Genomic DNA, 11,896 nt, shown 5'->3' with positions numbered 1-11,896 from the left:
CACCGCAGACAGCACCACAGCCGCGGCAATCCGACTACACCGGGTAGGCCACAACCGCTGAGCATCACGTCCAACGCGTGCCGCCGCGACCGGAGAGCAGCTCGCCGTGACCTGCACACCCGTTGGGTACCGACACCGCCTCGATTCACCTCAGGCGAAGGTGATGATCTGGTGTTTAACAATGTCGGGAACACTGTGCAGGGACGGTCAGACTCGCGGACACAGTCAGGCTCTCGAGGTGTCACTGCGGTAGGCCAGCTAAGGCCCTGTTCTGGACAACGACATACGGTGGCTCGGTTCACGGCTGCACGCTTCCCCCGCCCCTGGCTGGTTCGGCGGTGAAGGGAGGAACGATGCCCCGTGCCAACACTGACGTCAGCCACTGTGTTCGCCACCGCTGATGGTGCCCATGGTGTGAGACCAGTGCTCGATCGCTTCGGCGTCGTGGAGCGCCGTGGCGGCGCAGTGTGCGAGGTAGGCCAGTTCCTCACGAGAGTCGAGGACATTCCGCAGGTGGACTTCGTGGTTGTCCGGTCGCCACAGAAATCCGCGCTCGCCACGCGCGTGACTCCAGAAGTCGCAGATCATGTCCAGAGCCCTCCTGTGCTCACCGAGCAGGAAGTAACACAGGGCGCGATTGTGCAGGTTGATTTCCGATACGGTGTATCCGAGCCGCTCGGCCTCTTCGAGTTTCGTCAGCGCTTGCCGTGGTTCCACGGGGATGAGACAGAACCCTAGGTTGTTGATCAGTTCGGCGTCACGTGGCGACTCTCCGAGCGCGAACTCGAACAGCGCGGCTGCCGCGTGACGGCGTCCGGCCTGCAGGAACTGGATGGCACTGGAGTTCAGTCTGGCCCGCAGCGCGAGGTCCAACCCGGCCGGGCCCGCGATACGCGCGGAAGGTTCGGCGTCCACCGCCCGGCGAGCGATCTCATCAGCCAAAGCACGACCATCGACCGCACGGTCGCTCATCAGCGCTTCTACACAGGGCGCAGGATAGGTTTCCTGTCGCCAACGGTATTCGCGGTGCAGTGAGGAGGTGCTCCAGTCTCGCACGTGGGTCGTGGCGAACCGGTCCACGACCCATCGGTATTCGGCCATTGTGTCCGCATCCAGCATGGGGCCAGCCGCGACCACCTCGAGCTGATCGACAGACGGAGCGCGCAGCATGAGCAAGTCATCGGTCGACGCCGTCGCGATCCACGGAACGACCCGCATCACGATCTCGCTCACTGCCCGCACCACAGTCTCCGCATCGCGGCGGTCCCGACGGGGAACGGGTGTCACACTGCTGATCACCGGCTCCAGCAGTTCCGCCCACGCGTTTCCGCTGGCCGTATCGGCTGCGATCACCGGGTCCGATGACTCGATCAGCACCACCGCGGCGCCGATACCGTCTGGAAAGATCCAGCACAGCACGACATGGGCCACCACCGCCGCCACGAGCTCCGGCCCGAGTCCATACCGAAGCAGGCTGTCACCGTCGATTCCCCGACTGATCAGCTCGTCGACCATCGCCCGCAGATCCCGGGTTTTGCGATCGTCGACAGCTCCCGGGGTCCGCTCCTGCACCGCAGCGCGCAACGCGGTGACCAGGCTGACCGTGCGCCGCTGTGAGATCGGGTGAAGGTCATCGTTCAGCATGATCTTCCGAGCATCGAACGGGTGATCCACCGGTTGCCTCCTAGCCAACTGCACCACGATTATACATACGATCGTGGTTGTCTGTGGCGTACGATGCTGAGTACGATGCTAAGTAGGTGATGCGAGATGAGTGACGAGATCTTTCAGACAAGCGACCTGGCCACCAGACGAACAGACGTGGTCAAAGCCGCACGCGCAGGCGTTGCCCGGGTGCGTGACAAGGACGGCACTAGCTTGGTGATGCTGCCCGAGGGCGAGTTGGACGCCCTACAGGAACTCGCCGACTGGAGCGCGGCACATCTGCGCCTTGAGGCCCTGCTCCGACGCGAGACCAGACCGACCGTCGCGGAACTGGGCGACCTGGCCTGGCTGCGCGTCTTCGATGATGACGACCTGGCCGAGTTCATGGCTGAGCTGCAGGACGTGTTGATCGCGGCCCACGCCGACAAGTCCGCGGCGGCCCTGCACACATGTATTCACGCCTGGCGAGTGACCGCTCGCCAGTTGGAAGACCCACTACGGCGCGAGGTGCTGCTGCGCGGCAAGCTCGAGGCCGGTGACCTGGTCGGCGCGTCTCGGCCCGCCGACACCGTTACCGCAGGCAGTGCGGATGCCAGCTGACAGCGCCTATCAACCCCTGCAACCAGCACGACGACCCGGCGGCAAACCAACACACGCGCCGCGATACCGGGTGTTGATCCATCGCAAGTACCACGCGCATTGGACGCAGATCGTCGACCGGGTCGGGCTCGACTCAGCACAGCAACTGTGGGATCACCTGTCGGCCCACCCCGGACAGGTTCCCGAGATCAACTCGTCCTGCATCCTCAAAGGTCGCGCCGGCCGACCCCACGGCGAGGGATGGTCCCGGACCGTCCACTACGAGCTGAGCTCGAAAGCGCGAGTCAATTACCAGTTCCACGACAGGTTCACTATCGGCGCGCAGAGTGATGAGCATCCTGTCGTCGCCATCCTGACCATTGACTACACCAGCCACTAACATTGGTGGTTCAGACCATAGCGTTCCGCCGTGAGCGTGAGCGGCGTTGTACGCTGCGTGAACTCTCTTCGAGACAGAGGAGGACCACGATGCATGTGGACGCCATTGCCGCCCTAGCGTGGCGGTTCGAGGCTGGTCAGCTGTCCGGAGACGAATACCTGCGATACGTAGACCTCGAACGCGCCACCACCCTGCCTCCCCATCACGACACCACAACCGTAACCACGTCACACTGACACCACGCTGAGCAGCTCAACGCCCAGCCATGCCACGACCTCCACCTTCTCCCGGCGGAGCCGTGTAGCACGAAAGTGACTACTGCGCCATCCGTGAAGCCGGACCGCCTGGACCGCATCAAGCCTGCAGCCTGTTGGCTCGTTAGCTTCTCAGGACTCGGCTTGGCAGGTGGCTATGTCACGCACAGTGGGCCAGATATCACAGCCTCGCGAACAGGCTGACGTCACGACGCGTACGTGACTTTCGCGTGGTGACGACGTCGCGCGCCTGTGCGGACTCGATCAGAAGGGTATGGTCATCCTCAGGACGACCGCGAAGCGTTCTGCTGGGAATCGACACATCACAAAGCTGGTTCGGCTTATTCCAAACACCGACCAGACCGCGAACTTTTCACGGCGCTTCACGCGATCGCGACGTAACGTCGACACACCTACTTACCACATTCGGATGAGCGTAACACCGGGTGCGTGACGGTCGACCACGACTGCATGACGAAACTCAAAAGTCGGTACTCTCGCGGGTTTCTGGCTATCCTGATTTCCGGTGGCCTGCTCATCGCAGGAATGACAGGAATCCATCCGGGGATCGCGGTCGCCGGGGAGTCGACAGGCTCGGTGATGGCGCGATTCTCACCGCCGTCGGCACTTCCCGGCCAAACAGTCACCCTGATCATCAGTGCGACAGAGACCGAGCCGACGGACAACGACTCGCATTACACACCCGACCAGAACAGGTTCTATGTCTCGTACCGAATGGAACAGCTGACGTTTGTCCAGCAATCGCTGCCTGGGCAGTGCAAGCAGAGCACCTCGCCGGCCTATCCCGACACACCGGCTGGCGTGCTCGAATGTCCCACCGGCTATGCCGGGCCGACCCAAACCGACACCCTGACGTTCAAAGTGGCCGACACTGCCACGCAAGGAACGACGCAGGCGGTGGTGGGCGTGGGCTACGGCCGCGTGTCCAACGGCGTAGGGCCCGTCGAACTGCAGATCGGTGGCGCCGCCGCCTGCGACCGGACCTTGGTGATCGGACTGCGTGGCTCCGGCCAGCCCGCATCGGAAGCCGGCGGCATGGGCACACTTGTGGGAGCGGTGTTCGACGATCTTCGCAACAACAGGCACAAGGCAGTCGATCAGGTGCCGCAATCCGCACTCGCCACCTACAAGGCCGCGCCTGTCAGCGAACTCCTGCACAATCCGAACAAACTACTACGACAGTGTGGTAAGCGGACGAGACCTGGTACTCAGCCAGACCAGGGCACGTATCGCTCAGTGCGGTGCCGCACACACGAAGATCGCGCTGATCGGCTACAGCCAGGGCTCCCTCGCCGTGGGCGACGCGATCGAACGCATGTCATCCAGCGAACGCGGAACGATCAAGGGAGTTGTGCACTTCGGCGACCCACGCTTCACGCCGTTCATCAACGGCGCCGGGTTCGCCATCGCCCTCGGCATCGCCGGTCCTCGACCGCCCTACCGCGACGGCGTCGGTGGCAGGACGAAGTCGTTCTGCCACCTCGGCGACCCGATCTGCGGTTTCTGGTACCCGACCCAGTATGCCCTCCAGGTGGGCACCAACTTGCTGGCCGCATGCGTCATCGCCAAGGACAACTGTCCGCACATGACCTACCGGTCGTCTGACGCAGCCGCGTTCCTCGCCGGCAAGATCTAAACTTTGTTATTCAAGAATCCGGTTGGCGGCGCCTATCTTAGTTGATCATGAACGCAACCCTTGGTTTTGAACATTTCCTCTTGCGACGGAAGGAAGACCGACCAAGGGCTGCGTGATCAGTGTGCACGATATCGACCAGGAGCGGGCGTTCGAGGACATGGACCGGTTTCGGCAAGAGTTCGACAGTTTGCTTGACCACCCGAGCGGACGGGTCGTTCGAGCCGGCCGACGCGGTACTCTGCGCCGACGGCTCAGTCCGGTCCCGGGTCGACTTATCCCTGGCCCCCGGAGCATCGACGTGGGCATGGCGGCTTGTACGACGCGATCAACAACGGCCGGATGATTATGTCCGCGAGTTTGACCACACTTGTATGCGGATTTGAACGCACATGTTGATCACCTGCCATGATCAATGTCGTTGACCTTCGGCCGCACCATGGGTTCCTCGCGATCAAGTCTTGCCGCTACTCGACGCACCCCTCCAGCTCGCTTGTCCTCCGCTTCGCGCTGGGCGCTCCACCTGTCGCTTGCCCAATTGCGGGACCACTACGTTGCCAGTGGTGGGATCACCGACAGCGGCGCAGAAGTGGAACAGGTTATCGCACTGTCGATTAGCGAGGTCTGCGTTCCCCGAACGACCGATAGGCGGCAGAAGCGGATGTTTGACGATCGGCGAAGCATGGCACCGTATGTGGGTCGAATCGAAATCCCATGCTTTGATCATCGTAGCCTGGCGAGGCCGCAATCAATCGAGGCGCTGTCTATTCATGCCGGTGTGTCGGTTCTGTCAACGACTCGCGAGCTTTGGATCCGGACCACTTTCCGTGAAGCTGGCAATTGTCGCTGACGCGTCGTGTACCTGACGTTGCAGGTGAGGGTCCACCGGTCGTGTGACGTGGGCGTGCTTCGGCCGATTCTGGGTGCGATTTCACGGAAAGTGGGCCCGAACCCCGTTGTAGGACCACCACGTTGCCTGTCGTGGAACCACCGACACCACTGCAGAACTGGAACAAGTTATCGCGCTGGCGAGGGGGCAATTGCCGGGGTTCACGAACGGCCGATAAGCGGCTACTTAGAGAGTGCGTGGCCGTGGGCTGAAGAGATTACATGTAACGTCGCCGCAGGCGTGGTTGGTTCCGTGACCGGGTGCACATCGTGCACGGCGAGAAGTACTGTCCGCTCGGTTATGGCTCTTTTGGTCCCGTCGTTGTCAGGTGGGTGGGTCCTGCTCGGTAGCGGACAAGTTAAGAAGTTGGTCGGGGTCGAGGGAGGCGAGTTCGATGGGACCGTCTTGGGTTTCCAGCGTGAGGTTGATGTGCTGGTCGGCGAGTTGTTGGGCGCGGTGGATGAGATCGGTTGCCCGGCGTCGTTTCTGGATGCGGTCGACGAGGTCGGTCACGGCTAGTGCTGCGGAGGGAATCGATAGCATCAGGGCGGATAGGGCGACCGGGTCGATCCCTTTCTCGTTGTCGCGAGGTGCGTCTGCGGCGTTTACCGTGTCGGTGGTGATCTCGTGTAGGTCGTGTCCCCAGCTGTGAGTGAGTTCCGCGAGTTCGCGTGTGGCGGTTGTGAGGTTCTGGGCGATGCTGCTGTCGACGTGGATGATCATTGTTGGCCTCCTTCGTCGCCGATCTGGTCAAGCATGCGTTGGTAGCGTTGGATGAGGTCGGCGTTGCCGATCTTGATGGCTGCCTGAATGCCGTCGCGGAGGACGTGGCGGGCTTGATTGGTGATGCCGGCTGCTATGAGTAGTGTGGCCAGTGTTTCGCCGACGATGGCGAGGCCGTCGGCGCGTTGTAGGTGACGCAGGATCTGGAACGACTCGATCACCCTGGGGATGGCGGTCTTGTAGTTCTCTCGGCGCAGGTCGATCAGGGCGAGGGACCAGTTGGCGGCGATGCCATCACGGTCACCGAGCTGTGTGTGCACTTCTAACCGTCTCAGCTGCAAGTCTGTCGCTTCGTCGTAGTCCCACGCTGGTAGGCGATGTCCGCGACCCTGCTCATCGCGACCGCTGCTTCGAAGGTCGATTCCGCGGTGGTGAACAGTTGGTGCGCGTGGTGCAGCAGCCGTTCGGCTTCTCCCGGTTCGCCTACGGTGATCAAACGGTTGGCTCGGTCGGCGAGAACCCGTGCGTGCTCCAGTGGGCCGGCCTCGTCGTCGTTGTCGCCGGCGGTGACCCGTCGCATCGCTCTTTCCAGCATCGCCTCGCCGAGCGCCCCATCTCCGTCGGTCAACGCGGCGTCAGTGGTCGCACGCAACAGGCTCAGGGGGTACAGGTCGGTGATGGCGGTCCAGAAGCTCGATCGCCTCGCGCCCGAGAGCGCACGCATTGCCGGCCGGGCCGATACGCAATTGGGCGACAGCGCCAGTAGCGATGGCGGTGACGGTGGTGGGGTCATCGGCGAGGAGCCCGAGTTGGGCGAGCTGCAGCTCCACCTCCAACGCTCGTCGTGGGCCGGGGGTGGTCCCGCCCCACGCCGTGAACAGCGCGGCGACGCAGGCGGTGGCCAGCGCGGCCTGTTCATCGGCCGTCAGCGGTGGGATCCGCCCGGCGGCCAACAGGTTCACGGCCAGGGCACGGCGGGTGCGGTCGTACGGATCGGGGTACGGCTCGAGCAGGCCGAGGCCGCGAAGCCGTGGCAGTGTGCCGCCGACCTGATCAGCCAGCATTTGGATCACCGATTCCGGGACTGGCAGGTCGAACAGGGTCGCGGCCCGCAGCAGAGCGACATGCGCCGGCCCGGCCTCGGCCAGCAAGGTGTCCAGCGCCAGCGTCTCCAGGAACGCGCGCACCTCACTGTCGGACGGCAGGTTCCCTTGGTGTAGATAGGCTTCCATGTCGGCGACCGCGGCCTCGGCCCGCTCCACCGGCACCTGCTCGCCGTACACCAACCGGTACCCGATCAGGTCCTGCAACCCGGGGTTGCCCCGGCTCACCACGACCGCCCGATCGGCCAGACCGGCTCGCTCGGCTCGCCGGTCCGGCGAGGTCAGTGCCTGTTGACGGCGTTGCAGTTTGCGTTGCGCCACCGGGGAGAACGGCCGTAACTGCACTCGCTCCAGCCGCTCCTCCAGGCCGTCCAAGGTGAAGGTGAACTGGCTGGTGATCAGCAGGCGACTGTCGGTGTAGTTAGGGTCGAACGCCCGCAGCACCCCTGCCAGCACCGGCGCCAGCTCAGGGGTCACCCGGTGCGGCCCGGCCGGGTCGGCCACCAGGATCTGCTCAAGGTCGTCGATGATCAACAGCAGTGGTCGCCGCCCGTCGGCGACCTGGGCGCATGGACCGGTCACCAGATCCAGCAGCACTTCCCGAATCGCCTCCGGCCGGTCCCGCACCCGCGACAGCCCATTCGAGGCTGTCTCCCGGGCGAGCGGGTCGGTGTCCACCGCGGTCGCCACCGCGTCCAGGACGTCCATCGCCCCGTAGTCACCGAACACCACCGCCACCGCGTACTCCGGATACCGGTCGGCGATCCGCGCGGCCAGGCTGGACTTCCCCAACCGGCCCTGGCCGTGCAGCAACACCCCGGCCCGCTTACCTCGCCGCAACGCCCGCTGCAACAGGCGCTGAGCAGCCCAAGACAACTCAGACGGCGCAACCCTGGTACTCCACAGGAGTGAGAGCGGCCAATGCCGCTGTCCAGAACAAGTCGATCCCGACACACTCGCCGTCATGGCGGACCAACCGACCATCCACGCCGAAGTCAGCGGCACGACTATCGGCAACGTCGTCCAAGCCGGCTCCGTCCACCAGTTGATACTGGACGCATCTCCACCTGTGAAAGGCCCTCCGATACCGCGACAGTTGCCACTAGCGGTCCGGGACTTCACCGGCCGCGCCGAGCATCTGGCCGTCTTGGACGCCCTCATCTCACCCAAGCCTGGTCCTGACCAACCGGAGGGCTCAGGAGCACAGGCAGTGGTAATCACGGCAATCGACGGCAGCGGCGGCATCGGCAAATCCAGCCTGGCCGTGCACTGGGCCCACCGAGTACAGCACCGATTCCCAGACGGAACCCTGCACGTCAACCTCCGCGGCTACGGCCCTGGCGCCCCTGCCAACCCTGGCGAGGCGCTTGCTGGCTTCCTATACGCGCTCGGTGTCTCCGCAGCCAATGTTCCAATGGACTTGGAGGCACAGGCCGGGCTGTACCGGTCGCTGTTGGCCGGGCGGCAGATGCTGATCGTGTTGGACAATGCCAACAGCGCCGAGCAAGTACGGCCGCTCCTGCCAGGCACCGCCGGATGTCTGGTGCTGATCACCAGCCGAGCCAGCCTGACCGGGCTAGTCATCAGCGACGCGGCTACCCGCGTCACCCTCGACTTGCTCACCTTGTCCGAAGCGGCCGATCTCGTTACCCAAATCGTCGGCTTTGAACGGGCTCAGGCCGAGCCGGACGCGGTCGCCACACTCGCACAGATGTGTGCCCGGCTTCCGCTCGCGCTACGAATCGCTGCCACTTGGGCGGTCGGCCACCCACACACCACCATCACCGACTTGGTCTCCGACCTTGCCGACGATCAGCAACGGCTGGACCTGCTCAGCAACCCGGTCGACGAGAGAACCGCGGTACGGACCGTGTTCGACTGGTCCTACCAGCGACTCACCCCAGAACAAGCCAGGGTGTTTCGCACGCTCGGCGTGCATACCGGCCCGGACATCAGCCTGCACGCCGCCGCAGCCGCCGGTGACCTTGACCTGGCAACAGCACGACATCTGCTCGACGACCTCGCGGACTCGCACGTGATCGATCTCGTTGGTCGTGATCGCTACCGATTCCACGATCTGCTACGCGCCTATGCCGCCGAACGGGCTGACCGCGACATCACCGCCGCTGACCGCGATCAAGCCGAACATTCACTGTTGGCGTGGTACGCCTACCACGCCGAGTCGGCCAGTCGAGTTTCCAATCCAGTACGTGCGGACTGGAACCCCGTGTCCAACTGTGTCCCACGCGCACGACCCGAACTGGAGTTTTCAGATCTCCTCGAAGCGATAGCCTGGTGGGATGCCGAACGCGCCAACCTAGCGGCCGCCACACGCCAAGCATCGCGACGAGGGCTCGACAAGTTGACCATCCTCTTGGCTGCCACAACTAGCTCGGTGCTGTGTCGGCGAGGACAGTGGGCAGATGCGATCGAGATCAACATTCTAAGTGTCAACGCCGCTCGCCGCTGCGGCGACCGACTCTCAGAGACGTACGTCCTCACAATGCTGGCTGAGGTCCATGAGTTGGCTGGTCAATGGAGTGAAGCCAGCGCCGTTTTCCAAGATGGGCTAAAGGTGGCGCGAGAGATCGGCGCCCCAGGACGGCAGGCAATCGCACTCCTTGGGCTCGGTTCGTTACGTCGCCGTCAAAATCGACTACCCGAGGCCATCAACTATCTTTGCGCTGCAAAACCTCTCAGCGTCGGCGCGCAACGCGGGCGTCTGGAAGGGGTCATCGAACACCACCTCAGCCTCACATACACCAGCCTCGGCCGGTACGAGCAAGCCGTGCACCACGCCGAACGCAGCCTGGCACTCCGCCGACAGGCCAACGATCCCAGCGCTGAAACAGCAGCACTACACTGCCTTGCTAAAGCACGGCAAGGCATGGGCGATCATCGACAGGCAATCGTGCTCTGTGAGCAGGCCCTCCACAGTTGTGGACCGTATCAACGAATTCGATTTCCCCTGGAGTTCTGTCATACCCTCAACACCCTTGCGACGTCACTCCACCGCGTAGGCGAAACCACGCAAGCCGTTGCCGCCTGGCGCCAAGCAATTGCTATCTACGAGCAGTCCGGTGACCATCGCGCAGCCTTGAAACTGCGCAAGCTCGTCCAGACGATGGAGAAACCCGCCGAGTGAAGATTCGAACTGTCTATTCCGCGATACCAGTTGCGCAGTCAATAACCGTCCGAGTACAGGCCCAGATATGAGTCAGTACCTGGCGTAGGCAGCGCAGTGTCAACTCCAGTCGAAACGTGGTTCAGGACGCTTTCCGTGATGGACCGGGTGATCGGACGACCACGCCGTGGTTGATCATGAACCGAGTGTGTTGATCTTGATTTGGAGCGGGTTCTCTGGCCGCATCTGACCTGCGTGCGGATCGAAGCGGTGCGGACAGCGGGCTGTGTGGTGTGGTTCGAGGTGCAGACCACGGACGCTCCATCTTGTCCGGACTGCGCGACCGCGTCGCACCCGGGGCACAGCCGCTACGACCGCCACCTGTCCGACACCGCCGTTGCAGACCGGGAAGTGCTGATCCGATTACGGCTGGATCGACACCGCGATGACCGGCGCGATCCTGGCCAGTGCGCCAGCGCGCGAGAAGATCCTCCCCCGTGTTCCACTGCGCCGGTGGGGAACCCCGGCGGACTTCGAGGCGATCGCGGTGTTGCTGGCCAGCTCCGGCGCCCGATACCTAACCGGCCAAACCATCGTCATCGACGGCGGCTACTCCATCTTCTGATTCGTCGACGGGGTCACGCCTTGCGCATCAGTGGCACGGCCCAGAGCAGAACGCGGACCAGCCCACGGCCTCTGCCTTGCCCCAACGTGGCTTCTGCCCCTGTCGAACCAGTGACCACAGTGGACAGTGGGTCAGGCGGTCGTAACTGGACTGAGGATGTCCAACCGGACGTTGAAGACGAAGGGTGTGTTGTCGGGGCCGCCGATCAACCACTGTGTGCTGACGGTGGCGATGTCGTCGTTGACGTCTTCGATCGTGCACTGGACGCTGGTCGGGCGTGGATAGGTCGAGGTCGGCTGCAGGTCCCCGCCGAAGTAGACGCTCTTGCCGACCAGTTGGTGAGGTAGGCCGTAGGCATCCGCCAACTCGACCAGGACCACGCCCGGTTGCGGCTCGTCGGTAAGCCAACAGACAGCGGTGGCGGGCAGTTCGCAACCATCACCCTTGCCCATGCTCGACTTCATGGCGACACCATATCGGCCGGGCACCACATAGGGCATCGATAAACGTGTTGGCGGCAGGCGATGGCAGGCAACGCACCGAAGGCGAGCCAGGTCGCCGTCATGGCCATCTGCCGTCCCGTAATCGGCATGTGAGTGCGTTCATGGGAACGACCGGTTGGCGGCATGTCCGGATGTCCTCCGGGCGCGGCGCGGTGTGGTGACCGTTGCGAGCCGTGCGGTGTGAGGCAATCTCGCTTTCTCACACCACGTTCGTCCCTCGCTCGACCGTCGCCAGCATCGGGGCCGATCAGCCTCCTTGCCGGCGGGGCCGGCTTTGGGAGGTCGACGCGCGAGAGGGGTGGATCGCTTGGCGGCTCAGCATTTCCTGGCTGGGGGAGTCGCTATGCGGTGTGGCCGCCGCGACGGTGCTTGCGTGA

Annotated in this window: 11 protein-coding genes; 5 read left to right on the top strand and 6 right to left on the bottom strand. The window is 63.7% G+C overall.

The genetic code is table 11. From position 1 onward, the window contains the following. Positions 1-375 precede the first annotated feature (375 nt). Positions 376-1,674 carry a hypothetical protein gene (locus EV192_RS00060; RefSeq protein WP_132109896.1) on the bottom strand — a complete coding sequence of 433 codons (1,299 nt, stop codon included), beginning with the start codon at positions 1,672-1,674 and terminating at the stop codon, positions 376-378. 96 nt (positions 1,675-1,770) lie between these two features. Here EV192_RS00060 and EV192_RS00055 point away from each other — a divergent pair, with 96 nt between their 5' ends. From EV192_RS00055 to EV192_RS00045, 3 genes are all read left to right on the top strand, one after another. Beyond that, the gene (locus EV192_RS00055) at positions 1,771-2,265 is read left to right on the top strand and encodes a DUF6247 family protein (RefSeq protein ID WP_132109894.1); all 495 of its coding nucleotides are present in this window, start codon (positions 1,771-1,773) and stop codon (positions 2,263-2,265) included. Next, positions 2,201-2,644 carry a hypothetical protein gene (locus EV192_RS00050; RefSeq protein ID WP_207925841.1) on the top strand — a complete coding sequence of 148 codons (444 nt, stop codon included), beginning with the start codon at positions 2,201-2,203 and terminating at the stop codon, positions 2,642-2,644. The genes EV192_RS00055 and EV192_RS00050 overlap by 65 nt, the downstream gene beginning before the upstream one ends. 1,458 nt (positions 2,645-4,102) lie before the next feature. Beyond that, on the top strand, positions 4,103-4,555 hold the full coding sequence (locus tag EV192_RS00045; protein ID WP_165960149.1) for a cutinase family protein: 453 nt from the start codon (positions 4,103-4,105) through the stop codon (positions 4,553-4,555). 1,210 nt (positions 4,556-5,765) lie between these two features. On the opposite strand, the gene EV192_RS00035 is transcribed toward EV192_RS00045, so the two are convergent. From EV192_RS00035 to EV192_RS00020, 4 genes are read right to left on the bottom strand one after another with little or no spacing between them, the layout of a single operon-like run. Beyond that, the gene (locus EV192_RS00035) at positions 5,766-6,164 is read right to left on the bottom strand and encodes a hypothetical protein (protein WP_132109888.1); all 399 of its coding nucleotides are present in this window, start codon (positions 6,162-6,164) and stop codon (positions 5,766-5,768) included. Continuing rightward, positions 6,161-6,484, bottom strand: a complete 324-nt coding sequence (locus tag EV192_RS00030; RefSeq protein WP_132109886.1) for a hypothetical protein — start codon at positions 6,482-6,484, stop codon at positions 6,161-6,163. The genes EV192_RS00035 and EV192_RS00030 overlap by 4 nt, the downstream gene beginning before the upstream one ends. An 11-nt stretch (positions 6,485-6,495) precedes the next feature. Then, a complete protein-coding gene (locus tag EV192_RS00025) occupies positions 6,496-6,816 on the bottom strand; it encodes a hypothetical protein (protein WP_132109884.1) in 321 nt (106 codons plus the stop codon). Next, a complete protein-coding gene (locus EV192_RS00020) occupies positions 6,800-8,107 on the bottom strand; it encodes an ATP-binding protein (RefSeq protein ID WP_207925840.1) in 1,308 nt (435 codons plus the stop codon). Before EV192_RS00020 ends, EV192_RS00025 begins: the two co-directional genes overlap by 17 nt. A gap of 124 nt (positions 8,108-8,231) precedes the next feature. Between EV192_RS00020 and EV192_RS00015 the strand changes: the two genes are divergently transcribed. Next, positions 8,232-10,412 carry an ATP-binding protein gene (locus tag EV192_RS00015; RefSeq protein ID WP_132109880.1) on the top strand — a complete coding sequence of 727 codons (2,181 nt, stop codon included), beginning with the start codon at positions 8,232-8,234 and terminating at the stop codon, positions 10,410-10,412. Positions 10,413-10,824: 412 nt separating this feature from the next. Then, complete coding sequence (locus tag EV192_RS00010) at positions 10,825-11,016, top strand: SDR family oxidoreductase (protein ID WP_279492952.1); 192 nt, start codon at positions 10,825-10,827, stop codon at positions 11,014-11,016. 131 nt (positions 11,017-11,147) lie between these two features. On the opposite strand, the gene EV192_RS00005 is transcribed toward EV192_RS00010, so the two are convergent. Beyond that, positions 11,148-11,480 (bottom strand): hypothetical protein, encoded by a 333-nt coding sequence (locus EV192_RS00005; protein ID WP_132109876.1) that lies wholly within the window; start codon positions 11,478-11,480, stop codon positions 11,148-11,150. Positions 11,481-11,896: the final 416 nt, after the last annotated feature.

Origin of the sequence: Actinocrispum wychmicini (genome assembly GCF_004345645.1) — a bacterium.
Classification (GTDB): Bacteria; Actinomycetota; Actinomycetes; order Mycobacteriales; family Pseudonocardiaceae; genus Kibdelosporangium; species Kibdelosporangium wychmicini.
Note: the sequence above shows the minus strand (reverse complement) of the source record. Positions and strands in the feature narration are given on the sequence as shown.